21 protein-coding genes are annotated in these 24,147 nt (G+C 61.2%); 13 read left to right on the top strand and 8 right to left on the bottom strand.

The features are described 5' to 3' along the window. Positions 1-73: 73 nt before the first annotated feature. Together MJP36_RS11380 and MJP36_RS11375 are read left to right on the top strand one after the other, a co-directional pair. Complete coding sequence (locus tag MJP36_RS11380) at positions 74-1,417, top strand: nucleobase:cation symporter-2 family protein (protein ID WP_060755976.1); 1,344 nt, start codon at positions 74-76, stop codon at positions 1,415-1,417. Positions 1,418-1,851: 434 nt separating this feature from the next. Next, the gene (locus MJP36_RS11375) at positions 1,852-2,637 is read left to right on the top strand and encodes an outer membrane protein OmpK (protein WP_090369585.1); all 786 of its coding nucleotides are present in this window, start codon (positions 1,852-1,854) and stop codon (positions 2,635-2,637) included. 35 nt (positions 2,638-2,672) lie between these two features. On the opposite strand, the gene MJP36_RS11370 is transcribed toward MJP36_RS11375, so the two are convergent. Next, entirely contained in the window at positions 2,673-3,803 is a 1,131-nt protein-coding gene (locus MJP36_RS11370; protein WP_161549155.1) for a patatin-like phospholipase family protein, read from the bottom strand. A 28-nt stretch (positions 3,804-3,831) separates the two neighbouring features. Continuing rightward, on the bottom strand, positions 3,832-4,767 hold the full coding sequence (locus MJP36_RS11365) for a lipid A biosynthesis lauroyl acyltransferase (protein ID WP_060755979.1): 936 nt from the start codon (positions 4,765-4,767) through the stop codon (positions 3,832-3,834). A gap of 119 nt (positions 4,768-4,886) precedes the next feature. Here MJP36_RS11365 and minC point away from each other — a divergent pair, with 119 nt between their 5' ends. The 8 genes from minC to MJP36_RS11325 all read left to right on the top strand — a co-directional run bounded on the left by minC (position 4,887) and on the right by MJP36_RS11325 (position 13,081). Next, positions 4,887-5,624, top strand: coding sequence for a septum site-determining protein MinC (gene minC / locus MJP36_RS11360; RefSeq protein WP_060755980.1), 738 nt, complete (start codon positions 4,887-4,889; stop codon positions 5,622-5,624). A 201-nt stretch (positions 5,625-5,825) separates the two neighbouring features. Then, positions 5,826-6,638, top strand: a complete 813-nt coding sequence (gene minD, locus MJP36_RS11355; protein WP_060755981.1) for a septum site-determining protein MinD — start codon at positions 5,826-5,828, stop codon at positions 6,636-6,638. Positions 6,639-6,641: 3 nt separating this feature from the next. Then, positions 6,642-6,896, top strand: a complete 255-nt coding sequence (minE, locus tag MJP36_RS11350; protein WP_010208824.1) for a cell division topological specificity factor MinE — start codon at positions 6,642-6,644, stop codon at positions 6,894-6,896. Between the two features lie 96 nt (positions 6,897-6,992). Further along, positions 6,993-7,628, top strand: coding sequence for an RluA family pseudouridine synthase (locus MJP36_RS11345; RefSeq protein WP_005789965.1), 636 nt, complete (start codon positions 6,993-6,995; stop codon positions 7,626-7,628). A gap of 171 nt (positions 7,629-7,799) precedes the next feature. Then, positions 7,800-9,089 carry a M18 family aminopeptidase gene (locus MJP36_RS11340; RefSeq protein ID WP_161549153.1) on the top strand — a complete coding sequence of 430 codons (1,290 nt, stop codon included), beginning with the start codon at positions 7,800-7,802 and terminating at the stop codon, positions 9,087-9,089. A gap of 232 nt (positions 9,090-9,321) precedes the next feature. Then, positions 9,322-9,489, top strand: a complete 168-nt coding sequence (locus MJP36_RS11335) for a hypothetical protein (RefSeq protein ID WP_162492707.1) — start codon at positions 9,322-9,324, stop codon at positions 9,487-9,489. Between the two features lie 72 nt (positions 9,490-9,561). Then, the gene (locus MJP36_RS11330; protein WP_161549152.1) at positions 9,562-11,727 is read left to right on the top strand and encodes a mechanosensitive ion channel family protein; all 2,166 of its coding nucleotides are present in this window, start codon (positions 9,562-9,564) and stop codon (positions 11,725-11,727) included. A gap of 16 nt (positions 11,728-11,743) precedes the next feature. Then, positions 11,744-13,081: an amidohydrolase gene (locus MJP36_RS11325; protein ID WP_244385375.1), complete on the top strand. Its 1,338-nt coding sequence runs from the start codon at positions 11,744-11,746 to the stop codon at positions 13,079-13,081. Between the two features lie 46 nt (positions 13,082-13,127). Here the strand turns inward: MJP36_RS11325 and MJP36_RS11320 are convergent, their stop codons facing one another. The 5 genes from MJP36_RS11320 to MJP36_RS11300 form a co-directional block, all read right to left on the bottom strand. Beyond that, on the bottom strand, positions 13,128-13,352 hold the full coding sequence (locus MJP36_RS11320) for an MbtH family protein (RefSeq protein ID WP_028617283.1): 225 nt from the start codon (positions 13,350-13,352) through the stop codon (positions 13,128-13,130). A gap of 82 nt (positions 13,353-13,434) precedes the next feature. Continuing rightward, positions 13,435-14,829, bottom strand: a complete 1,395-nt coding sequence (locus tag MJP36_RS11315; RefSeq protein ID WP_161549150.1) for an aspartate aminotransferase family protein — start codon at positions 14,827-14,829, stop codon at positions 13,435-13,437. Positions 14,830-14,974: 145 nt separating this feature from the next. Beyond that, a complete protein-coding gene (locus MJP36_RS11310; protein ID WP_244385374.1) occupies positions 14,975-15,742 on the bottom strand; it encodes an N-acetylmuramoyl-L-alanine amidase in 768 nt (255 codons plus the stop codon). 125 nt (positions 15,743-15,867) lie between these two features. Continuing rightward, a complete protein-coding gene (locus MJP36_RS11305) occupies positions 15,868-17,187 on the bottom strand; it encodes an ATP-binding protein (protein ID WP_060755986.1) in 1,320 nt (439 codons plus the stop codon). After that, positions 17,187-17,879, bottom strand: a complete 693-nt coding sequence (locus MJP36_RS11300; RefSeq protein WP_060755987.1) for a response regulator — start codon at positions 17,877-17,879, stop codon at positions 17,187-17,189. The genes MJP36_RS11305 and MJP36_RS11300 overlap by 1 nt, the downstream gene beginning before the upstream one ends. Positions 17,880-18,054: 175 nt before the next feature. On the opposite strand from MJP36_RS11300, the gene dsbD reads away from it, so the two are divergent. The 3 genes from dsbD to dsbG are packed head-to-tail and all read left to right on the top strand — an operon-like array spanning position 18,055 to position 21,373. Continuing rightward, complete coding sequence (gene dsbD / locus MJP36_RS11295; protein WP_244385373.1) at positions 18,055-19,785, top strand: protein-disulfide reductase DsbD; 1,731 nt, start codon at positions 18,055-18,057, stop codon at positions 19,783-19,785. Then, on the top strand, positions 19,785-20,636 hold the full coding sequence (locus MJP36_RS11290; RefSeq protein ID WP_060755989.1) for a TlpA disulfide reductase family protein: 852 nt from the start codon (positions 19,785-19,787) through the stop codon (positions 20,634-20,636). The genes dsbD and MJP36_RS11290 overlap by 1 nt, the downstream gene beginning before the upstream one ends. Further along, a complete protein-coding gene (gene dsbG, locus MJP36_RS11285) occupies positions 20,612-21,373 on the top strand; it encodes a thiol:disulfide interchange protein DsbG (RefSeq protein WP_244385372.1) in 762 nt (253 codons plus the stop codon). Before MJP36_RS11290 ends, dsbG begins: the two co-directional genes overlap by 25 nt. 75 nt (positions 21,374-21,448) lie before the next feature. On the opposite strand, the gene MJP36_RS11280 is transcribed toward dsbG, so the two are convergent. Further along, positions 21,449-24,121 carry a hypothetical protein gene (locus tag MJP36_RS11280; protein ID WP_244385371.1) on the bottom strand — a complete coding sequence of 891 codons (2,673 nt, stop codon included), beginning with the start codon at positions 24,119-24,121 and terminating at the stop codon, positions 21,449-21,451. Between the last annotated feature and the right edge of the window lie 26 nt (positions 24,122-24,147).

Raw genomic sequence — 24,147 nt, 5'->3', positions numbered from 1 at the left:
GCCATCGGGGGCAAGCCCCCTCCTACAGATTGCGCTCCAAACAACACAACAATAAAAAGATTCGAGGTGTTGCATGTCCCAGTTAGAAACGCAGCCCCCTGCCGCGCCCGCGATGGTGCGCCTGCCCCTCTTGCAACTGCTGCTGGTCGGCCTGCAACACGTCTTGCTCATGTACGGCGGCGCCGTCGCCGTGCCGCTGATCATTGGCCAGGCCGCAGGCCTCAGCCGTGAAGAAATCGCCTTCCTGATCAACGCCGACCTGCTGGTGGCTGGTATCGCCACCCTGGTGCAGTCGTTCGGCATCGGCCCGGTGGGCATTCGTATGCCGGTGATGATGGGCGCCAGTTTCGCGGCAGTCGGCAGCATGGTCGCCATGGCCGGCATGCCCGGGATCGGCTTGCAAGGGATCTTCGGTGCAACCATTGCCGCTGGGTTCTTCGGCATGCTGATCGCACCGTTCATGTCCAAGGTGGTGCGCTTTTTCCCGCCGCTGGTGACCGGTACGGTCATTACCGCCATCGGCCTGTCGTTGTTTCCGGTGGCCGTGAACTGGGCCGGTGGCGGCAGCGCCGCCGCCACGTTCGGCTCGCCGATTTACCTGGCGATTGCCGCGCTGGTACTGGCCACTATCCTGCTGATCAACCGCTTCATGCGCGGTTTCTGGGTGAACATCTCAGTGCTGATCGGCATGGCGCTCGGCTATGGCTTGTGCGGCATGCTCGGCATGGTCGACCTCAGCGGCCTGGCGCTGGCACCGTGGGTGCAAGTGGTGACGCCGCTGCATTTCGGCATGCCCAAGTTCGAATTGGCGCCGATCCTGTCGATGTGCCTGGTGGTGGTGATCATCTTCGTAGAGTCCACCGGGATGTTCCTCGCCCTGGGCAAGATCACCGGCCAGGAAGTCACGCCAAAAATGCTGCGCCGTGGTTTGCTGTGTGATGCCGGCGCATCATTCTTCGCCGGCTTCTTCAACACCTTCACGCATTCCTCCTTCGCCCAGAACATCGGCCTGGTACAGATGACCGGCGTGCGCTGCCGCTCGGTGACGATCATGGCCGGGGTCTTTCTGCTGGTGCTGAGCCTGCTGCCCAAAGCGGCCTTTCTGGTGGCATCGATTCCACCGGCAGTGTTGGGCGGTGCAGCGATTGCGATGTTCGGGATGGTGGCGGCGACCGGCATCAAGATCCTGCAGGAAACCGACATCGCCGATCGTCGCAACCAACTGCTGGTGGCGGTGAGCATCGGCATGGGCCTGATCCCGGTGGTGCGCCCGGAGTTCTTCGCCCAGCTGCCGCTGTGGATGAGCCCGATTACCCACAGTGGGATTGCCATGGCCACTCTCAGCGCATTGTCGCTGAACATACTGTTCAACATCCTCGGGGGGGCCGAACGACCCGCTGTCGCCCCTACCCACTGATTCCTTCGTTAACAATAAAAACAATAACGAACAGGGAACCTCCCATGCACGCCATTCACCTGGGGCCGGCCACAAGCCGCGCCCCATTCTCGCCCCACGCGCTCTGTTACGGCGCACTTGAGCCAAGGCCAGAGAGCCAGTATTCTCCGCGCCCGCTCGAATCGACTCAAAAAAAAACAGCGAATGTAAAAGCTGACTGCAAGGCCAACTTATCCGGGCCTAATGTCTGCGGCCAACGTGCACTGAAAACCACTGGACTCGACTGCATCAACTGCAGCCGAAGGCGTTTTATTGGTTTTTTAAACAGCTTGGCGCAGCTCTTGCTAAAAGCATTAAAGCTGACCAAACAGACGATTTTTGCAGCGAACCAAAGGCGCCACACCAGAGCGCCTGCGTAGAACAAAAAACCTAAAACTTTGACTCGGGAGCACCGAATGAAACCTATGTTGAAAGGCCTGATGCTGGCAGGTTCCCTGCTGGCCGGCGGCCAAGCCGTAGCCGGCGATTTGTTGCAGTGGCAGAACAACAGCCTGACCTACCTGTGGGGCAAGAACTTCACCATCAACCCGCAGATCCAGCAAACTGTCACGTTCGAACATGCCGATGCCTGGAAGTACGGCGATAACTTCCTGTTCGTCGACCGCATCTTTTACAACGGCAAGGAAGACGGCAACGTCGGCCCGGACACTTATTACGGCGAGTTCAGCCCACGGCTGTCATTCGGCAAGATCTTCGACAAGGACCTGTCTTTCGGCCCGATCAAAGATGTATTGCTGGCTTTCACGTATGAGTTCGGCGAAGGCGATAACGAGTCATACCTGTTCGGCCCGGGCTTTGACCTGAACATCCCGGGTTTCGACTACTTCCAGTTGAACTTCTACCAGCGCCAGACCGAAGGCAATCGCCCGGGCGACAACATCTGGCAGATCACACCGGTCTGGTCGTACACCATCCCGGTTGGCGACTCGAATGTGCTGATCGATGGTTTCATGGATTGGGTGGTGGATAACGACAAGACCTCCCGTGGCACCTACCACGCCAACCTGCACTTCAACCCACAGATCAAATATGACTTGGGCAAGGCGCTGCACTGGGGTGAAAAACAGCTGTATGTCGGTATCGAATACGACTACTGGAAGAACAAGTACGGGGTTGAAGACAGCGGCGCATTCAAGACCAACCAGGACACGGCGAGCCTGCTGGTCAAGTATCACTTTTAACTGAACCTGTGGGAGCGGGCTGCTCGCTCCCACATTCAGCTTGGGGACAACCCCAGGAACCGAGTGATTTCCGCGCGCTTGGCCAACGCATCGCGCCGCCCCAGCTCGATCAACTCGCTGCAATAACCGGCCTCGAACAGCAAGTAACTCAATACCCCCGCCCCGCTCGTCCTGGTCGCCCCCGGCCCACGCAGGAACAGGCGCAACGCCGCCGGCAATTCCTGGCGATGCCGCGCCGCGATTTCATCGATCGGCTGGCTGGGTGCAATCACCAACACTTCCACCGGCGCCACTCCGGGGGCGACCTGGCTGAATTGGTTCAAGCGCTCCAGCAGCTCGATATCACTCTCCAGGCTGTCGATGAAGGTGCTGTTGAGCATGTGCCCCCCAATCTGCGCCAGCGTCGGCTGTTGACCGGTGTAGGTGCGTTGCGTGGCAGGCTCATTGCCCCGTGGGTTGCCGCTCACGCCCACCACCAGCACCCGGCTCGCGCCCAGGTGCAAGGCCGGACTGATCGGCGCCGACTGGCGCACCGCGCCATCACCGAAATATTCTTCGTCGAGCTTGACCGGCGCGAACAGCAAGGGGATCGCCGAACTGGCCAACAGGTGCTCCACCGTCAACCGGGCGGGCACACCGATACGCCGATGGCGCAACCAGGCGTCGATGGTACGACCGCCCTGGTAGAACGTCGTCGCCTGCCCGGACTCGTAGCCGAAAGCCGTCACCGCCACGGCATGCAAATGCTGTTTGCGGATGGCCTCGTCAATACCGTGCAGGTGCAGTTTGTCGTTAAGCAGCTCGCGCAGTGGCGTGCTGTTGAGCAGCGCCACCGGCACCTGCGCTCCCAGGCCTAGCAGGCTGTGAATGAAAAAGCGACTGGCCTGGCGGATCACACCCGGCCAGTCGCTGCGCAGCACCAGATGGCTGCGAAAACCCTGCCAGAAGGCGGTAAGGCGTTGGATTGCGGCGGTAAAGTCCGTAGCGCCGCTGGCCAGGCTCACCGCGTTGATCGCCCCGGCGGAGGTGCCGACAATCACCGGAAAAGGGTTCGGCGCTCCCGGCGGCAACAGCTCGGCAATCGCCGCCAACACCCCCACCTGATACGCCGCTCGCGCCCCGCCGCCGGAAAGAATCAAGCCTGTGACCGGTTCAGCTGGGCGCATTGCGTCACTCCATGGGGGAAGTCAGGGTTTACCGACGGCGTTTTTCGTAGAGCTTGGGTTCACCCGGCGGCCGGCTCTTGAAGCGGCGATGCGTCCACAGGTACTGCTCGGGGCATTCGCGTACCGAGGCTTCGACCCACTGGTTGATGCGCAGGCAGTCGATTTCATCGGTTTCGCCGGGGAAGTCCGTCAACGGTGGGTGGATCACCAGGCGATAGCCACTGCCATCGGCCAGGCGCTCCTGGGTGAACGGCACCACCAGTGCCTTGCCCAGGCGCGCGAATTTGCTGGTGGCGGTGACGGTGGCGGCCTGGATGCCGAACAGCGGCACGAAGATGCTCTGCTTGGCGCCGTAGTCCTGATCCGGTGCGTACCAGATCGCGCGGCCGGCGCGCAGCAACTTGAGCATGCCGCGCACGTCGTCACGCTCGACGGCCAAGGAATCGAGATTGTGCCGCTCGCGCCCCCGCCGCTGGATAAAATCGAACAGCGGGTTCCCATGCTCGCGGTACATGCCATCAATGGTGTGCTTCTGCCCGAGCAGGGCGGCGCCGATTTCCAGGGTAGTAAAGTGCAGGGCCATCAGGATCACGCCCTTGCCTTCCAGTTGCGCCTGCTTGAGATGCTGCAACCCTTCGACATGGGCCAACCGTGCCAGGCGCGACTTGGGCCACCACCAGCTCATGGCCATTTCAAAGAAGGCGATACCGGTGGACGCAAAGTTTTCCTTGAGCAGCCGCTGGCGTTCCTTGGCGGACTTTTCCGGGAAGCACAGTTCCAGGTTGCGCTCGGCAATACGGCGACGATCGCCGGCCACGCGATACATGCCGGCGCCGAGTAAACGACCAATGGTCAACAACGCCCGATACGGCAACTGAGTGATCAGCCATAGCAGGCCGAGTCCCAGCCATAACAGCCAAAAACGCGGGTGAAAAAATGCAGCTCGAAAACGCGGGCGATCCATTACAGATTCCGGTAAAGACATGGGCCGCGCATTCTACAACGGTTCGACCCGGCTTGCGGCCCGCGGATGTTCTCGTTATAAGTCTCGACACTTTTCGTGACAAGCCGCTTTTGCCGACCATGAGCCAAACCGAACCGCTAGACCAAGATCCCGTGTTCCAGCTGAAAGGCAGCATGCTCGCCATCACCGTACTGGAACTCGCCCGCAACGACCTCGACGCCCTGGACCGCCAACTGGCCGCCAAGGTCGCCCTGGCACCGAACTTTTTCAATAATGCCCCATTGGTACTGGCCCTCGACAAACTGCCGGCCGGCCAGGGTGCCATCGACCTGCCCGGGCTGATGCGCGTGTGCCGCTCCCATGGTTTGCGGACCCTGGCCATTCGTGCCAGCCGTATCGAAGACATTGCCGCAGCCATCGCCATTGAACTGCCAGTACTGCCGCCGTCCGGTGCCCGCGAGCGTCCGCTTGACCCAACCGAAGGCGAAGTGAAGAAAAAACCGGAAAAACCGCCTGAGCCGACGATCAAGCCTACAAAGATCATCACCTCGCCCGTACGCGGTGGGCAGCAGATTTACGCCCAAGGCGGCGACCTGGTAGTGGTCGCCTCGGTCAGCCCGGGGGCGGAACTTCTGGCCGATGGGAACATCCATGTATACGGCCCAATGCGCGGACGTGCCCTCGCCGGCATCAAGGGTGATACCAAGGCCCGTATTTTTTGCCAGCAGTTGACCGCTGAGCTAGTTTCCATCGCAGGCCAGTACAAGGTTTCAGAAGATTTGCGCCGTGATCCGCTGTGGGGGGCCGGGGTGCAGGTCAGCCTGTCGGGCGACGTGTTGAACATCATCCGGCTTTAACGGATACTGCCGCATTTTCCAAGCATCTCTAGACTCTGATAGCACAGCGAAACCGGCAAGATTTGCGTAGGAATAAGTTAAGACTGGCGCTTCCCCTGCGGAAACAACGGTTTTTTCCTACAAAGGCTGTCCGCCTGCGGCGAGTTTCAAGAGATGTTTTTCAGGGGCTGAAAAGTCCTTTTTCCTTAGGGGTGAAACACCTTGGCCAAGATTCTCGTGGTTACATCCGGCAAGGGTGGTGTGGGTAAGACCACCACCAGCGCCGCTATCGGTACCGGCCTCGCTCTGCGCGGCCATAAAACAGTTATCGTCGACTTCGACGTCGGCCTGCGTAACCTTGACCTGATCATGGGCTGCGAACGCCGCGTGGTGTACGACTTCGTCAACGTCGTCAACGGCGAAGCCAACCTGCAACAGGCCCTGATCAAGGACAAGCGCCTTGAAAACCTGTACGTGCTGGCCGCCAGCCAGACCCGTGACAAAGACGCGCTGACCAAAGAAGGCGTAGGCAAAGTCCTGGCCGAGCTGAAAGAAACCTTCGAATACGTGGTATGCGACTCCCCGGCGGGTATCGAAACCGGTGCTCACCTGGCGATGTACTTTGCCGACGAAGCCATCGTGGTGACCAACCCCGAAGTGTCTTCCGTACGTGACTCGGACCGCATGCTGGGCCTGCTGGCCAGCAAGTCGCAGCGTGCCGAAAAAGGCGAAGACCCGATCAGGGAGCATTTGCTGCTCACCCGCTACAACCCTGAGCGCGTCAGCAATGGCGAAATGCTCGGCGTTGAAGACGTGAAGGAAATCCTCGCAGTGACCCTGCTGGGCGTGATCCCGGAATCCCAGGCCGTGCTGAAGGCTTCCAACCAGGGTGTCCCGGTGATTCTCGACGACCAGAGCGACGCCGGCCAGGCGTACAGCGATGCCGTCGATCGCCTGCTGGGCAAATCCGTGGAACATCGCTTCCTCGATGTCAAGAAGAAGGGATTCTTCGAGCGTATCTTTGGAGGCAACTAAACAATGAAATTTCTCGACTTCTTTCGCGCCAACAAGAAGCCAACGACCGCGTCGGTCGCGAAAGAGCGTCTACAGATCATCGTGGCGCACGAACGCGGCCAACGCAGTACACCGGACTACCTGCCAGCCTTGCAGAAGGAACTGGTCGAGGTGATCCGCAAGTACGTCAACATCGGCAACGATGACGTGCATGTCGCCCTGGAAAATGACGGCAGCTGCTCGATTCTGGAACTCAATATCACCCTGCCCGATCGTTGATCGAAAGGGCGGTCGCCACGGCGGCTCGGTCACCTTGATCCCTGTTGGGGAACGGGGTGGGCGAGCCGCCGTTGGCGTTTGTTACGAGGCTGTTTGATGCCGCTGTCCAATATTCACATCCTGCATCAGGACGACGCCGTCCTGGTGGTGAACAAGCCGACCCTGTTGCTCTCCGTGCCCGGCCGGGCCGATGACAACAAGGACTGCCTGATCACCCGCCTGCAGGAAAACGGCTACCCCGAAGCCCGCATTGTCCATCGTCTGGATTGGGAAACCTCCGGGATCATCCTGCTGGCTCGGGACGCCGACACCCACCGCGAATTGTCTCGTCAGTTTCACGACCGCGAAACCGAAAAAGCCTACACCGCATTGGCTTGGGGCCAGCCTGAGCTGGACAGCGGCAGCATCGACCTGCCCTTGCGCTACGACCCGCCGACCAAACCCCGGCATGTCGTGGACCACGAGTTCGGCAAGCATGCGCTGACGTTCTGGAAGGTGCTGGAGCGCTGCGGCGACTGGTGCCGTGTGGAACTGACGCCAATCACCGGACGCTCGCACCAGCTGCGCGTGCACATGCTGTCGATCGGCCACCCGCTGCTGGGTGACGGCCTGTACGCCCATGAACAGGCCCTGGCTGCCTGGCCGCGGTTGTGTCTGCACGCAAGCATGCTCAGCTTCACGCATCCGCAAAGCGGCGAGCGGTTGCGCTTTGAGTGCCCGGCCCCGTTCTAAGCCGGCAATGCGCTCAAAATGTGGGAGGGGGCTTGCTCCCGATGGCGGTGTGCCAGTCCATGGATTCAGTGACTGACACTCTGTTATCGGGAGCAAGCCCCCTCCCACATTTGTTCTGTGCACTTTTCGCCACCAACGGTAAACTCCGCGCATTGCTGTCTGGAGCTATTTATGCGCGAAGCGTTGAATCAAGGCCTGATCGACTTCCTCAAGGCCTCCCCTACTCCTTTTCATGCCACTGCCGCTCTCGCCCAGCGTCTGGAAGCGGCCGGCTATCAGCGTCTCGACGAGCGCGAAACCTGGGCTACCGAAGCCAACGGCCGCTATTACGTCACCCGTAACGACTCCTCGATCATTGCCTTCAAGCTCGGCCGTCATTCGCCGCTGCAGGGCGGGATCCGCCTGGTCGGCGCCCACACCGACAGCCCGTGCCTGCGGGTCAAGCCCCAGCCGGAGCTGCAGCGCCAGGGCTTCTGGCAGCTGGGCGTGGAAGTCTATGGCGGCGCCCTTCTCGCACCGTGGTTCGACCGCGACCTGTCCCTGGCCGGCCGCGTCACCTTCCGCCGTGACGGCAAAGTCGAAAGCCAGTTGATCGACTTCAAGCTGCCCATCGCCATCATTCCCAACCTGGCCATTCACCTGAACCGTGAAGCCAACCAGGGCTGGGCGATCAATGCCCAGACCGAGCTGCCGCCGATCCTCGCGCAATTCGCCGGTGACGAGCGCGTGGACTTCCGCGCCGTGCTCACCGAGCAACTGGCACGGGAACATGGGTTGAATGCCGATGTGGTGCTCGACTACGAGCTGAGTTTCTACGACACGCAAAGTGCAGCGGTGATCGGCCTCAATGGCGACTTCATCGCCGGCGCACGCCTCGACAACCTGCTGTCGTGCTACGCCGGCCTGCAAGCCTTGCTCACCAGTGACAGCGAAGAAACCTGCGTGCTGGTGTGCAACGACCACGAAGAAGTCGGTTCCTGCTCCGCGTGCGGCGCCGATGGCCCGATGCTGGAACAGACCTTGCGCCGCCTGTTACCCGAAGGTGATGAATTCGTACGCACTATTCAGAAATCACTGTTGGTGTCGGCAGACAACGCCCACGGCGTGCACCCGAATTACGCCGAGAAACACGACGCCAACCATGGCCCGAAACTCAACGCCGGCCCGGTAATCAAGGTCAACAGCAACCAGCGCTACGCCACCAACAGCGAAACCGCCGGCTTCTTCCGCCATCTGTGCATGGCCCAGGAAGTCCCGGTGCAAAGCTTTGTGGTGCGCAGCGACATGGGCTGCGGCTCGACCATCGGCCCGATCACCGCCAGCCACCTGGGTGTGCGTACCGTGGACATCGGCCTGCCGACGTTTGCCATGCATTCCATTCGCGAGCTGTGCGGCAGCCACGACCTGGCGCATCTAGTGAAAGTGCTGGGTGCGTTCTATGCGAGCCACGACTTGCCCTGATGCCTGATACTGGGGAAATGTGGGAGGGGGCGCGGTCACTGTGGGAGGGGGCTTGCTCCCGATAGGCCGCGCAGCGGCCTCAAAAATGGGCCTGCTATGCAGGCCATCGGGAGCAAGCCCCCTCCCACATTTTGATTTGGGTGAACCTGACCTGCATCATCTGCACTTTCTGCAATCCGACCTAGACTTGTCAGTATTCCCACTCCGACAAGGCCGTCGCCCCATGATCTCCATGTCCTCTTTCCACGCCATGCTTATCCCGATTCTGATCGGCATGATCATGCTGGCCGTGGGTTTCAACTTTCGTGACAAGCCCCTCGGCGTATTCGGCATGTGGATCGGCATGCTGCTGATCCTGGGTACCGTGGTGTACAAGATCCTCGCCAAACTGGCGGAATGACAAATGCACTCGCATTGGGCATAGCGGCCTCGTACACTCGGTCAATTCGTCGTTTCCAAGGTTGACCGCCTCGTGTTCTCCCGTCTGTTCGCCCTGCCCTGCTCTATCCTGATCGCCCTGCTCACGCTGTTGCCGCTGGCGCCTGCCCAAGCCGTGAGCTTGCCCGGCCTGCTGGGCAGCACCACCAAACCGCAACCCCAGGCCGAAGTGCCCCTGGGGCAGTCGCTGGATGAGGTGATCAAGACCCTGGAAAACGACCAGCAGCGCACTCAGCTGCTGAGCGACCTGAAGAAGCTGCGCGAAGCCACCCAAAAGGCTCAACCCGCCGCCGAACAAGGCGTACTCGGGCTGATCGGCGGCACCCTGGCGGGTCTTGAATCGCAGTTTTCCGGGGCCGACAGCCCGTTGGGGCGCTGGTCCAATGAAGTCGACCAGGCCAAGGATGAACTCGGCGCCCTGATGCTGCCGGCCAGCGAGTGGCTGCCGATCATTTTCGGCTTTGCCGTGATCCTGGCGGTCTGGAGCCTGCTGGCGGCGGCGCTCATCTGGCTCAGCCACCGCGTACGCGAACGTTTCGGCCTGCCGGAAGAACTGCCGCAACACCCGCGCACCTGGGACATGGTGCGTTTCGCCCTGCGCAAGCTGGGCCCCTGGATGATCGCCTTGATCATCACGGTTTACCTCAGCTACGCCCTGCCCTCGTCCCTGGGCAAATCCCTGGCGATGGTGCTGGCCTATGCGCTGGTGGTCGGCACCTGTTTCTCGGCGATCTGTGTGATTGCGTTCTCCGTGCTCGACGGTCCGCACCGCCACCGCGCCCTGTATATCCTGCGCCACCAGGCTTTCCGCCCGCTGTGGTGGATCGGCAGCTTTGCCGCGTTCGGCGAAGCCTTGAGCGACCCACGGCTGGTCCAGGCCCTGGGGCAGCACCTGGCTCATACCGCCGCGACCGTCGCCAATGTGATGGCGGCGCTCTCCACCGGCGTGTTTATCCTGCGTTTCCGTCGCCCCATCGCGCACCTGATTCGCAACCAACCGCTCTCGCGCCGCCTCACCCGCCGCGCCCTCACCGATACCCTGTCCATCATCGGCACCTTCTGGTATTTGCCGGCGCTGCTGCTGGTGGGCATTTCGCTGTTCGCCACCTTCCTGTCGGCGGGCGACACCAGCACGGCGCTGCGCCAGTCACTGTTGTGCACGGTGTTGCTGGTGCTGTGCATGGTGATCAACGGCCTGGTACGCCGCCACGCCCTCAAGCCGCAACGCGGGCACAAGCGTCATGCCTTGTACTCCGAACGCCTGAAAAGCTTCGTCTACACCCTGGCCCACCTGCTGGTGTGGCTGGTGTTCATTGAACTGGGCCTTCGTGTGTGGGGCCTGTCGCTGATCCGCTTTACCGAAGGCGACGGCCATGAGATCAGCGTCAAGCTGTTCGGCCTGGGCGGCACACTGCTGTTTGCCTGGCTGATCTGGATCCTCAGCGACACGGCCATTCACCACGCCCTGACCCGCTCGCGCAAAGGCCTGGCCAACGCCCGTGCGCAAACCATGATGCCGTTGATCCGCAACGTGCTGTTCGTGACCATCTTCATCATCGCCGCTATCGTCGCCCTGGCGAACATGGGCATGAACGTCACGCCACTGTTGGCAGGTGCCGGTGTGATCGGTCTGGCCATCGGTTTTGGTGCTCAGTCGCTGGTGGCGGACTTGATCACCGGCCTGTTCATCATCATCGAAGACTCCCTGGCCATCGATGACTACGTGGACGTCGGCGGCCACCTCGGCACCGTCGAGGGCCTGACTATTCGTACCGTGCGCCTGCGCGATATCGACGGCATCGTGCACACCATCCCGTTCAGTGAAATCAAGAGCATCAAGAACTACTCGCGGGAGTTCGGCTATGCGATTTTCCGGGTGGCGATCCCCTACAACATGGAAATCGACGACGCGATCAAACTGATGCGCGACGTCGGCCAAAAAATGCGCAACGACCCGCTGCAACGCCGCAATATCTGGTCACCGCTGGAGATTCAGGGGGTGGAAAGCTTCGAATCCGGCAGCGCCATCCTGCGGGCACGCTTCAAAACCGCGCCAATCAAGCAGTGGGAAGTGTCGCGGGCGTTCAACCTGTCGCTCAAGCGTCATCTGGATGAAGCCGGGCTCGATCTGGCGACACCGCGCCTGAGTGTGCAGGTGGTCACTGCCGGCAGCGTGCAGGAGAAAGATCCACAACAATAAAGAGGGAGAGGTCCTTATGCGTTTAACCGGTCTGACACACCCATGGGTTTTCGGCGTGTTGTGCGGGGTCGCCAGCAGCGCGGTGATTGCCGCCGGCGGCGGTCAGGAAAGTGCCCGGGAAGAAATCGCCGCCCAAGCCAAAATACTCGAACCGGCGTTGCTGGAAACCCGCCGCGATCTCCACGCCCATCCCGAGCTGGGCAATACGGAACAGCGCACCGCCGAACTCGTCGCCAGGCAACTGCGCGACTTGGGCCTTGAGGTCAAGACCGGCGTGGCGCGCACCGGTGTCGTCGGCATTTTGAAAGGCGCCCTGCCCGGCCCGACCGTGGCGTTGCGCGCCGACATGGATGCGTTGCCGGTCAAGGAAGTCGCCGACCTGCCGTTCGCCTCCAAGGCCAAGGGCACCTACCTGGGCAAGGAAGTCGACGTGATGCACGCCTGCGGCCACGACGCCCATACCGCCATCTTGCTGAGCACGGCGAAAATCCTCAGCGGTATGCGCGACCGCCTGCCCGGCACCGTTGTGTTCTATTTCCAACCCGCTGAAGAAGGCCCAAGCGACTTCATCCCCGACGGCAAAAACACCTGGGGCGCGAAGATGATGGTGCAGGAAGGCGTGATGAAGGCCCCCAAGCCGGACGCAGTGTTCGGCCTGCACGTGTGGGCCGGCGTGCCCGCCGGGCAGATCGCTTACCGTCCTGGTCCGACCCTGGCCAGTTCCGATGACCTGCGCATCAAGATCCTCGGCAAACAGACCCACGCCGGCCGCCCGTGGGACGGCATCGACCCGATCACCGTCGGCGCGCAGACCATCGTCGGCCTGCAAACCGTGGTCAGCCGCCGTACCGACATCTCGTCATTCCCGTCGGTGGTCAGCATCGGCACCATCAATGGGGGGACGCGCTATAACATCATTCCCGAATCGGTGGACATGAGCGGCACGATTCGCTCCTACGACTACGGCATTCGCCGGAAGCTGCACGCGGATGTGCGTCAGACGGTGGAGAAAATCGCTGAAAGCGGGGGCGCCACGGCCGAAGTCACGATCATCGAGAAATACGACCCCACCATCAACAACCCGGCCCTGACCGAAAAGATGCTGCCAAGCCTGCGCTGGGCGGCCAAGGATGATGTGGTGCAAGGCCCGTTGGTGGGCGGTGCCGAAGACTTCTCGTTTTATGCCAAGGAGGCACCGGGGCTGTTTGTGTTCCTGGGAGTGACGCCACGGGATCAGGACATGAGCAAGGCTGCGCCGAACCATAACCCGGGGTTCTTTGTGGATGAATCAGCGTTGGTGGTGGGCGTGAGGACGCTGGCGTCGTTGGCAACAGACTACCTGTACACCCGCTGAAACACCGCTGTGGCAAGGGAGCTTGCTCCCTTGCCACAAAACTGGATCAGCCGGCCAGCGCCGCACCGTCCATCTTCTGGCGCAGGCTCAGCGGGCGCATGTCGGTCCAGACCTCCTCGATGTAGGCCAGGCACTCTTTCTTCATGCCGCTCTTGCCCACGGTGCGCCAGCCTTCCGGCACGGCCTTGTAGTCGGGCCAGATGGAATACTGCTCTTCATGGTTGACCACAACCTGGAAGAGGATGTCGTCGCGGTCGAATACTGAGGTCATTGCTGTTCTCCATCGCTCAAAGGCTGGCTGCGCACCACGCGCAGCGCTGATATTTGTAGAAACGTACCAGGTGTACGAAAAATTAGAGGCTGGCGAGCGCTGCCACCACGGCACGCCCGAAGATCTCGGCCACACGGTCGATCTCGGCAGCGGTGATCACCAGGGGTGGCAGGAAACGCACCACGCCGCCATGACGGCCACCCAGCTCCAGGATCAGACCGCGCTTGAGGCACTCGCGTTGTACCAGCGGTGCCAATTGACGGTGTACCGGTGGATGGCCCTGGATATCGAGTGTGCCGTTCGGGTCCACCAGTTCCACCCCGAGCATCAACCCACGCCCACGAATGTCACCCAATTGCGGCACATCCCGTTGCAGGATGCGCAGGTGTTCAGCCAGGCGTTCGCCCATGGCGGCGGCGTGGCCGGCCAGGTCGTTTTGCTTGAGATGGCGCATCACTGCCGAACCTGCCGCCATCGCCATCTGGTTGCCACGGAAGGTCCCGGCATGGGCGCCCGGCAGCCACGTGTCGAGCCAGTCGCGATACACCACCACCGCCAACGGCAGGCTGCCACCGATGGCCTTGGACATCACCACCACGTCCGGGATGATGCCGGCGTGCTCGAAGGCGAACATCTTGCCGGTACGGCCGAAGCCGCTCTGGATCTCATCGACGATCAGGGCCACCCCGGCCCGTTCGGTGATGCGCCGCAGGCCGCGCAGCCAGTCGAGATCGGCGGGAATCACCCCGCCTTCGCCCTGCACCACTTCGACAATCACCGCGGCCGGCAGCGTTACGCCGGCTTCCGGGTCATTGAGCAGGTTTTCCAGGTAATGCAGGTTGACCCGCACGCCTTGCGCACCGCCCAGGCCGAACGGGCAGCGGTAATCGTAGGGGTACGGCAGAAATTGCACGCCATTGGCCAACAAGGCGCTCAACGGTTTCTTCGGCCCCAGGCTGCCCATCAGGCTCAGTGCGCCCTGGCTCATGCCGTGATAACCGCCCTGGAATGACAACACCGTACTGCGGCCGGTGGCGGTGCGTACCAGTTTCAGCGCGGCTTCCACCGCATCCGTGCCGGTCGGCCCGCAGAACTGGATTTTCGCTTCCCGCGCCAGCGCCGGCGGCAGCAGGCCGAACAGGTCCTGCACGAATTGGTCTTTGACCGGGGTGGTCAGGTCGAGGGTGTGCAGCGGCAGTTCATCGCTGAGTACCTGTTGAATGGCCTCGATCACCACCGGGTGGTTATGGCCCAGTGCCAGGGTGCCGGCACCGGCCAGGCAATCGATGAAACGCCGCCCCTCCACGTCCTCCACATAGATGCCCTTGGCGCGCTTGAGTGCCAGCGGGATACGGCGTGGGTAACTGCGGGCGTTGGATTCCTGTTGGCGTTGGCGGGCCAGCAGTGGCGTTTCCTCGAAGTGGTAGAGGGTTTCGTGCAGTTGGGTGTCTTCGGTGCGAATGGTGGCGACGGACATTTCTCGATCCCTCAATACGCGGGTGGGGTGAGCAGACGGGTGATCCGTGGGTCTACGGATGGCATGTTCTGAAGACGCACCAGCGGCGGGGGGATTTAGGGGAACGCAATGCTTATGCGTTTTTCGGTAACGCCCGCCCAGGCCATCAGATCCCCCGGTAGCGCTCATTCAACGCATACAGCACCGCACACGTTTCCCCATCCAGCTCCCCGCGATAATCCCGCGACCGAAAGTGCATCTGAAATGCCCGGGTGCGCTGTTCAAATGCCTGGCGATTCTTCGCCGGCGCATAGCCATAGCGCTGGAAAGCCCGCTCCACCTCGACCTCCGGCGGCAGCCCGAGGCAAAACCGGCGTTGGTACATGGCCCGCGTCGCCTCATCGAACCAGGCGCCGATCCCCGCTTCATACAAGCAACGCCAAGGCAGTTGCGGCCCCGGGTCACGCTTGCGCCAATACGCCACGTCCGAATGGCCCAGCACGTCGGCCGGCCCGATCTGTGGGTAGCGCCCCAGAATGTCACCCAACAAGGCAATCAACATATCGACCTGCGCCGCCGGGTATGCCGGAAAAGTAAACACGCCGCCGTCATCGCGCGCCAGGTTGACGATCTCGATGCCAATCGCCCGGCTGTTGAGATTGTCCCGCCCTTCCCAGTGACTTGCACCGGCATGCCAGGCGCGCTTGTCTTCGGGTACCAGGCGAAATACGCGCAACTCGTCATAACCGCTGGCGCGATAGCCGGGCTCATTCGGGTCGGGCAACAAATAGTGCGCGCTGACGCCGCCCTGGGTCAGCATATTCAGGGATGAGCCGAACGGCGCCGCGGTGTAATGCAGCACCACCTGCCGCACGGGCTCGCCGTGACGTTCATTGAAATCCTTGGAAGGGAAACTGCTATCGATGATCAACATAAGGACCGTCCTTTTTCACTACAGGCCGACTCATTCAGCCCGTTCGAGCACAAAAAAATTACCGCCATCCTGAAGCGCTCAAGCTCAGGCGGGCGGTAACTATTTGGCACTTGAAAAAGAACGGCTCAGCGCCGCAGTGGCATCCCCAAGTCGACGCGCAGGCCATCCGGCCGGCTGTCGAACTTCAACGAGCAGGAACAACGCTGGACGATGGCCTGCACAATTGCCAGGCCCAGGCCGCAGCCCTCGCTGTTGCCGTTGCGCCAGAAACGTTGCGTCAGGTATTGCAGGTCCTCGCTGGAGATCTGTTTGCCATGGTCACGCACCCGGAAGATCACGTTATCGGTCGCGGTCAGCACGCTCAGTTCCACCCGCGTATCCGCAGGCGTGTGACGCAGGGCGTTGTCCAGCAGGTTGCGCAGCGCCGCGACCGCCAGGCCCACCGGCATTTCAACCGGGGTGGCCGAGAGGTTGTCGGGCAGGATCAGGTCAATGCGCCGGTTGTCACCCGCATTGGCGTCCTGGATCGCCAGGCGTGCGACTTCCTCGGCACTGGAGTGCATGCCGTCATCGAACGACAGGTTGCCCTCCACCCGCGCCAACAGCAGCAGTTGCTCCAGGGTACGGTGCAGGCGGTCAGCGCCTTCCTCGGCATGGGCCAGGGACTGGTCGCGGGCCGCGCCTTCGGTCATGCGCGCCACCTGCAGGTGGGTCTTGATCGCCGTGAGCGGGCTGCGCAGCTCATGGGCGGCGTCGCCGGTCAGACGGCGTTCGCGCTCGATGGTCTTGGCGATGCGTTGCAGCAGTTGGTTCTGGGTGTCGAGCAGCGGCTTGAGTTCGCTGGGCAACGGGTGGATCTGCAGCGGTTCAAGGGAGTCGACACTGCGGCGCATCAAGGCATCACGCATGCGATTGAGCGGCACCAGGCTCTGGCCGATGCCCAGCCACAGCAGGCACAGGCAACCCAGCAAGGCCACACCGACCGGCACGGACGCCGCCAGCAGGATCGACAGGTTCAACGCCTCGCGCTCCACCTGGCGGTCGGCGGTGGTGATCAGCAGGTCGCCACGGGACAGGGTGAAACTGCGCCAGCTCACACCGTCGATGACCTGGTCGCGAAAGCCGCTCTGGCGCGACTCCAGCCCTTCATCCGGGGTGGTATGGCTGCGTGCGAGGATCTCGCCCCGCAACGAGCTGACCTGGCAAGCCATGCCGCCCGGTACATTCAGTTGTTCGGTGCGCAAATGTGCACCGCCACTCACACTGGCCAGGCCCGGCATCTGCTCGGTCAGCCCCGCCACCATGCGGGCCGACGCCACCAGGCGTTGGTCGAGAGAGAACATCATCTGGTTGCGCAGATCGTTGAGCATCCAGGCGGCCGCCAAGGCCCAGATCAACACAAAAGCGGCGCCCAGCTTGAACGTCAGGCGCAGGCGCAGGCTCATCACGAAGCGTTGTCTCCCGCCGCCGGGCCGTCATCCGCCGTGCCCAGGCGATAGCCCAGGCCGCGCACGGTCTCGACGATACCGTTACCCAATTTGCGCCGCAGGTGATGGATGTGCACGTTCAACGCGTTGCTTTCCAGTTCATCGTTGAAGCCGTAGACGCTGTCCTTGAGCTGTTCGCTGGAGAGCACGCGGCCCTTGTTGTGCAACAAGGCTTGCAACAGCGCCTGTTCGCGACGGGACAGGTCCACCGGCTGGCCGCCCAGGAAGGTCTCGCGACTGCTCGGGTCATACGCCAGCCGGCCATGTTCGATCAGGTTGACGCTGCGCCCCGCCACACGCCGCAACAGGGTTTGCAGACGGGCGGCGAGTTCGCGCAGGTCGAAGGGCTTGAGCAGGTAATCATCGGCGCCGGCTTGCAGGCCGTCGACACGGTTGGTCACCGAATCGCGCGCGGTGAGGATCAGCACCGGGATTTCCAGGCCCTGGCTGCGCTGTTGCTGCAACAGCTTGAGGCCGTCCTCATCGGGCAGGCCGAGGTCGAGCACCATGATGTCGAACGTCGCCGCCTTGAGCATCGCCCGCGCCGCCGCGGCCGAAGCGACGCGCTCGACGGTGAAACCCTGGGCGGTCAGGCCGGCCACGATACCGCTGGCGATCAGTTCGTCGTCTTCACAGACCAGTACGTGCATGCTGAACCCTTCATAAAAGATGGGGAGATTAAAGTCTGGGCGGATTAAGCGCAGATTATGCCGTGAAAAGAGGCGCGCTCAGACTTTCCCTACACTCTAGAATAGCGCCGGTTAATCATCGGTTAATCAACGCCACACATTGTGTGCCTCACTTGCATCGAACTAAGGCTTGACCATGCGGCATCTGTTTACCTTTTTGCTGGTGTTGTTCGCGGGGTTCGCCCAGGCCGCGCCGGGCAGTAATCCTTTCGAGACCAAACCCGACTTCCTCCCGGTGGGCAAAGCCTTCACGTTTACCTCCGAGCGCCTGGAAACTGGCGAGACCCAGCTATATTGGCAGATTGCCGACGGTTATTACCTGTACAAGCAGCGCATGAAGTTCGACGGCCTGGCCGACAAGCCCGCGCTGCCGCAGGGTGAAGCCCATAGCGATGAGTTTTTTGGCGAGCAGGAAGTGTATCGCCAAGGCCTGGAAGTGAAGATCCCGGCGGGTGTCACCGGCCAGGTCAAACTCGGTTGGCAGGGCTGTGCCGATGCCGGCCTGTGCTATCCGCCGCAGTCGATCACCGTGGACCTGGGCGGTAACCCTGCCGTTGCCGCCACCACCCAGGCCCCGGACCAGAGCCTGGCCAGCGGCCTGCAACAACGCAGCCTGGGCTGGAGCCTGCTGGTGTTCTTTGGCTTGGGCCTGCTGCTGGCGTTCGCGCCGTGCTCGTTGCCGATGTTGCCGATCCTCGCCGGCCTGGTCGTCGGCAGCGGCGCCAGCCCGCGTCGTGGTTTCGCCCTGGCCAGCAGTTATGTGGTGTGCATGGCCCTGGTGTATGCAGCGCTCGGCGTGTTGGCTGCGCTGCTTGGCGGCAACCTTGCCGCGTTGCTGCAAACCCCGTGGATCCTGAGCAGTTTTGCCGCGCTGTTTGTGATCCTCGCCCTGCCGATGTTCGGTTTCTTCGAGCTGCAACTGCCGGCCTTCCTGCGTGACCGCCTGGACAACGTCAGCCGCCAGCAAAGCGGTGGCAGCCTGGTGGGCGCGGGCATGCTCGGTGCGCTGTCCGGCCTGCTGGTGGGGCCGTGCATGACCGCGCCGCTGGCCGGCGCCCTGCTGTATATCGCCCAGAGCGGCAATGCGCTGCACGGTGGCCTGATTCTGTTCGCCATGGGCATCGGCATCGGCGTGCCGCTGTTGCTGCTGGTGACGGTGGGTAACCGCTTCCTGCCCAAGCCAGGCACCTGGATGAATGTGCTCAAGGGCATCTTCGGCTTCCTGTTCCTGGGCACCGCCGTGCTGATGATCCGCCCGGTCATCAACGAAAGCCTGTGGCTCGGCCTGTGGGGCGCACTGGCGCTGGTCATGGCCTACTGCGGCTGGATATTGGCCCGCGAATACGGGCTGGCCGCCAAGGTATTGGGTGCAGGCTCGCTGGTGCTGGGCCTGTGGGGCGCGGTGCTGGTGGTCGGCGCGGCCGGTGGCAGCGATGACCTGTGGCAACCGCTGAAGGTCTATAGCGGCTCGCGTGTCGCCGCCGCAACGACTGGCCATGATGCGTTCATGACCATTAACGACCCGGCCGTGCTGCAAAGCCAGCTCGACGCCGCCAAGGCTCAAGGCCAATGGGTGCTGGTGGACTACTACGCCGACTGGTGCGTGTCGTGCAAGATCATGGAAAAACAGGTGTTCGGCAAACCTGAAGTCATGGATGCCCTGAAAGACGTACGCCTGCTGCGCCTGGACGTCACCGCCGATAACGCGGCCAGCCGCGCCCTGCTCGGCCGCTACCAGGTGCCGGGGCCACCCAGCTTCGTGTGGATCGGCCCGGACGGTGAAGAACGCCGCGCCCAACGCATCACCGGCGAAGTGGATGCCGCCGGCTTCCTGCAACGTTGGACACACACCCGGGACGCGCTCTGATGCTGACCCTGACCATCGGCACCTTCGCCATCGCCCTGAATCACATCCTGTTGATCAGCGCGCTGATTCTCGCCACTTTGGTGGGTTGGCGCGTGGCCAAGCGTGGCGGGGAAAACCCGGAATCCGTGCTGTTCAGCCTGTTCCTGCTGGGCATGCTGGTGGCACGCGCCAGCTTTGTGCTGATGTACTGGAACGAGTACCGCAACGATTGGTTGCAGATGGTCGACCTGCGCGATGGTGGCTTTCTCGCCTGGCCCGGCGTGATCGCGCTGGTGCTCGGCGCGCTGGCCTACGGTTGGCGTCGCCCGCCCCTGCGTAAACCACTGAGCGCCGGGGTTATCACCGGGCTGGTGTTCTGGGGCATGGGCAGTATGTCCTTGAGCCTGTACGACAAAGGCGCGCAGTTGCCGGACATCACCTTGCGCAATGCCAATGGCGATGTGGTGCAACTGGCTGATTACAAAGGCGGCCCGCTGGTGATCAACCTGTGGGCCACCTGGTGCCCGCCGTGCCGCCGCGAAATGCCGGTGCTGGAACGCGCCCAACACCAACGGCCCGACGTGACCTTCCTGTTCGTCAACCAGGCCGAAAGCATGCAAAGCGTCAGCACCTTCCTCGCCACCCAGGGCCTGACCCTCGACAACGTGTTGTTTGACGCCAGTGGCCGCCTCGGCCAGGCCGTGGGCTCCATGGCGTTGCCGACCACCCTGTTCTACCAGGCCGATGGGCGGCTGATCAACAGCCACCTGGGCGAGCTGTCCCAGGCCAGCCTGGCCCGCGCCATGGAACCCTTCGACTCAGCCCCTGCCGCCACAAGGAAACCGACATGCCAAGCCTCCGCCACCTGCTGACCCTGCTGCCATTGACCCTGGCCGCTACCCTGGCCCAGGCCGAAGACTGGCCGGCGCCGATCAAACAGATCGAAGCCAAGGGCGCCAAGATCCTCGGCAAGTTCGACGCCCCCAGCGGGCTCACCGGCTACGCCGCGCAATACCAGAACCGCGGCATGGCGCTGTACCTGACCGCAGACGGCAAAAGCGTGCTCGCCGGCAACCTGTACGACGCCCAGGGCAACGACCTGAGCAGCGCGCCCCTGGAAAAACTCGTGTACGCGCCGATGGCCAAGGAAGTCTGGGCCAAGATGGAACACAGCAACTGGATTCAGGACGGCGATAAAAACGCGCCGCGTATCGTCTACCTGTTCAGTGATCCCAACTGCCCCTACTGCAACATGTTCTGGGAACAGGCCCGCCCGTGGGTAAAAGCCGGCAAGGTGCAGCTGCGCCACATCATGGTCGGCATCATCCGCGAAGACAGCCCCGGCAAGTCGGCCGCCCTGTTCGCCGCCCAGGACCCGCAAAAAGCCCTGGCCGAACACGAAGCCGCCGGCAAGGGCAGCAAGTTGCAGGCGCTGGAGAAGATCCCGGCCGCGATCGAAGCCAAGCTGGATGCCAATATGAAGTTGATGGATGAGTTGGAGTTGTCGGCCACCCCGGCGATTTTTTATCTGGATGACAAGGGCGGGTTGCAGCAACAGCAAGGGGCACCTTCGCCGGAGAAGTTGGGGAAGATTTTGGGTAGCAAATAATCGTCCCATCCCCCCAATGCAAAACGCTCCTGCCAATGACAGGAGCGTTTTCTCCTTCAGTACTTGATCGCAGCCCTATAGGTGCTCCACCTTGAGTTCCGTCATACCAAAGTCGTTACCGTCCGCCCCTGAGGCAACCAACGTATGAACTTGCAATACCATTGATGAGCCAGTGGCTACAAAGGTCCCCTCTATTTTTTTCCAAGACATTGAGAAGGTACTTGACGCAAGGTAGTTTCCATTAACCACCAGTGCCAATACTGGCAGTGGCGCTGCCCCGTTATAGGAACAGCCGAGCATGCTGAAACGGTAACTGCGCCCGACCTCAAGTCCAGTGAAGTTTTTATATAAAACGACGCCAGAACTGCCTGAACTGAGTGTGCCGTTGGCTATGCAATACTTACCAAGTTGGTATGAGAGTTGGTTTTCGCCTTGACTCGCAGGCCCGTCAAGCCAGCCATTGCGGCCGTTGCTGAACGGCGTGAAATCGTAGTACGACGATTGGAATATCAAACTCAACGACGGGAAAATTACCGTGTTACTTTCACTCGCACCACCGTCTGGAGTGCTATTGAACGTGAAGGTTAATCGAGAGCCGTGCTTCAAGACCGCCAAGTGCGATCTTGGCACTATATCTTTCATCCCCTCACTGACGTTTGTCACTGCTTTTGCCAGATACACATTGAAAGCGTAAGGACTGCCATTTTGGCGTGTCCCGACACCGCGCATCCAGGCTTTTTGACCAAGCAGAATGAACCACCATTTCTCTACCTCAATATCTGCGTTCCCGACGAACGTACCCAAGCTCAGGATGCCGTCCTGAGTCGCAACGGGTACTGCCTGTCGTACCACGGGAGTCGGTAACCGGTGGGGAATACCGACTTTCAGCCGCAAATCTTCCGAAGTGGCCAACTTGCAGGCACTGCTAACCGTGTAATTGATTGTGACCGTGGTACCGATAGCTTCAATCACTGCTTCACGCGGTAAAGGGAAGTTTACAGGCCCTGGTCTGGTGCCCGGCTTGGGCACCACTGGCCAACAGCTGCCATCCTTTTTCAACCAGCAAAGGCTGATTTCCTGCCGGTGGCTCATACGCTGAAAATCGACGACGACATCTACACCTTCGCGGCCATTGTAGGGTTCCAGGTCATCCTCCACCGCCTGAACGACTTTGGGCTTGCCTAATTGCAGGTCCTCTTGAGTAATATTGAACGTTGTCGTCGGCGCGTCGATGGCCTGTGCGCGATCAGTGACACCACAAAAGCTCGCCGCAAAGTGCAATTTAAAATCGCTGCAATCTGCCAGCTCTTGTAGCGCTTCCCTCAGGATGGGTGTATCAACCCCATGCATCTTCCAATCATCCGTGACAGGCGCTCCCATCAGTATGTCGATACGATGGTCGTTGCCGTCTTCATCTTCACCTGTGATCCACATCCAGCAGCATTCCGAGCATGCAGCGTAGCCCCAGACAGGTACAAAAGCTGTCGCGTCACCCGCGAAGGTATTCAGATCCAACGTGGCAAGGGTTGCGTCTTCAATCTCCGCCGCAGATAGCAGAGGGGCCATTACGTTGACCACCCTTTCAGGTGATGATTGTACTGCCTCACTATTGGGGAACTGAATGGTGTAGGACAGCGTCATCGGTTTGTTGAAGAAACAGGCGACAACACAGGATGGCAACTTGGCGGACGCCAGCTCCCCACCTTCATCAATCGTGACACAGCCGAGCGGCTCCGGTCCGTAACCGACCCCACTCGCATAGAAACAAACCTTATCCTGCGCATATGTATCCAGGTTAGCGGCGTCTATATCACCACCCCCCTTGGTGAGTTCGGGGTTAAGGCACCATTCTTCGTTGTAGGGCACCGACTGCCGAAGATGTGGAGGCGGCAAGTTTTTAAGCACATTATCCACAATGAAAGCAGCAGTTCGGCGCTTTTGGATTTCGAGAGCGTTTTCGGGCAGGAGCGTCTCCAAGTGAGGAGGAACAGGAGCAGGAGGCTTGGCCGCAAGTTTACTGGTGAGCCAGCCACACTGGAGGGTTAGCGACCGCCATGGCTTACGTCGTGCCAGCCAGCCACGCGCTATGGGAAATTGGAGTATGTAGCCCGGAGTTGCCTCTTCAGGAGTCAATTCATGGCCATTAGTCACAGTGTAGAAAACGTGCTTGAGGGCCTCCTGCTCGGTGGCAGCGGTGCAGTAAACTCTATCGCCCGCTTTGGCAAGAGGGGGCACCGGCACGAGGACGGTTTCATCGTCTGGGTGATCGTGCATGTCATAGGTAGGCGTGTTATTTACATTTTTTTCGTGTAGCAAATATGGAGCGAGTGCCTCACTTTCACTGGCTGAGTAAAACGATATTCCTACTTCTTTAACCGACGATGTAGCCGCCTGCCCTTGCGACTTCCCTTCATAGGAAATGAGAGCCGTGAACCCCATGAGTGGCGTCAGGTAATCTAGAGGGATGTCTATCTTCCTGGCGCCCGCCTCACCGCTTGAATCTACAAGATCCTCCAGCACCAACTCAGGCGCCTCCTTTGCGCGGAACTTGACGGTGATAGTCGAACTGTCCATTCGCGAATCAACGGTCAGATATGAACCCGGCATATTGGGGGGCGTAACGGTGCTATCCACCTCACTGGAAATGAGTGGGGCATCCACTTCCAGAGCCTTGGGTTTGACCGATTTGGACGTTTTCACAACGACCGGATCTGAAGGGACTTCGTGCGTTGTTTTTTCTTTTGTCATGACAAGAACTCCTTGTTCCATGGGAA

Source organism: Pseudomonas palleroniana (genome assembly GCF_022836895.1).
Lineage (GTDB): Bacteria > Pseudomonadota > Gammaproteobacteria > Pseudomonadales > Pseudomonadaceae > Aquipseudomonas > Aquipseudomonas palleroniana.
The sequence above is the reverse complement of the archived record's forward strand: the minus strand, read 5'-3'. Positions and strand labels throughout refer to the sequence as shown.

Bases quoted from the DNA above. Each gene is read 5' to 3' on its own strand.
- MJP36_RS11375 (WP_090369585.1), top strand. From the start codon at position 1,852: ATGAAACCTATGTTGAAAGGCCTGATGCTGGCAGGTTCCCTGCTGGCC.
- MJP36_RS11305 (WP_060755986.1), bottom strand. From the start codon at position 17,187: ATGAGCCTGCGCCTGCGCCTGACGTTCAAGCTGGGCGCCGCTTTTGTG.
- MJP36_RS11300 (WP_060755987.1), bottom strand. From the start codon at position 17,879: ATGCACGTACTGGTCTGTGAAGACGACGAACTGATCGCCAGCGGTATC.
- minE (WP_010208824.1), top strand. From the start codon at position 6,642: ATGAAATTTCTCGACTTCTTTCGCGCCAACAAGAAGCCAACGACCGCG.
- MJP36_RS11320 (WP_028617283.1), bottom strand. From the start codon at position 13,352: ATGACCTCAGTATTCGACCGCGACGACATCCTCTTCCAGGTTGTGGTC.
- MJP36_RS11370 (WP_161549155.1), bottom strand. From the start codon at position 3,803: ATGCGCCCAGCTGAACCGGTCACAGGCTTGATTCTTTCCGGCGGCGGG.
- dsbD (WP_244385373.1), top strand. From the start codon at position 18,055: ATGCGGCATCTGTTTACCTTTTTGCTGGTGTTGTTCGCGGGGTTCGCC.
- MJP36_RS11315 (WP_161549150.1), bottom strand. From the start codon at position 14,829: ATGTCCGTCGCCACCATTCGCACCGAAGACACCCAACTGCACGAAACC.
- MJP36_RS11340 (WP_161549153.1), top strand. From the start codon at position 7,800: ATGCGCGAAGCGTTGAATCAAGGCCTGATCGACTTCCTCAAGGCCTCC.
- MJP36_RS11335 (WP_162492707.1), top strand. From the start codon at position 9,322: ATGTCCTCTTTCCACGCCATGCTTATCCCGATTCTGATCGGCATGATC.
- MJP36_RS11380 (WP_060755976.1), top strand. From the start codon at position 74: ATGTCCCAGTTAGAAACGCAGCCCCCTGCCGCGCCCGCGATGGTGCGC.
- dsbG (WP_244385372.1), top strand. From the start codon at position 20,612: ATGCCAAGCCTCCGCCACCTGCTGACCCTGCTGCCATTGACCCTGGCC.
- MJP36_RS11290 (WP_060755989.1), top strand. From the start codon at position 19,785: ATGCTGACCCTGACCATCGGCACCTTCGCCATCGCCCTGAATCACATC.
- MJP36_RS11345 (WP_005789965.1), top strand. From the start codon at position 6,993: ATGCCGCTGTCCAATATTCACATCCTGCATCAGGACGACGCCGTCCTG.
- minC (WP_060755980.1), top strand. From the start codon at position 4,887: ATGAGCCAAACCGAACCGCTAGACCAAGATCCCGTGTTCCAGCTGAAA.
- MJP36_RS11365 (WP_060755979.1), bottom strand. From the start codon at position 4,767: ATGGATCGCCCGCGTTTTCGAGCTGCATTTTTTCACCCGCGTTTTTGG.
- MJP36_RS11325 (WP_244385375.1), top strand. From the start codon at position 11,744: ATGCGTTTAACCGGTCTGACACACCCATGGGTTTTCGGCGTGTTGTGC.
- MJP36_RS11310 (WP_244385374.1), bottom strand. From the start codon at position 15,742: ATGTTGATCATCGATAGCAGTTTCCCTTCCAAGGATTTCAATGAACGT.
- MJP36_RS11280 (WP_244385371.1), bottom strand. From the start codon at position 24,121: ATGACAAAAGAAAAAACAACGCACGAAGTCCCTTCAGATCCGGTCGTT.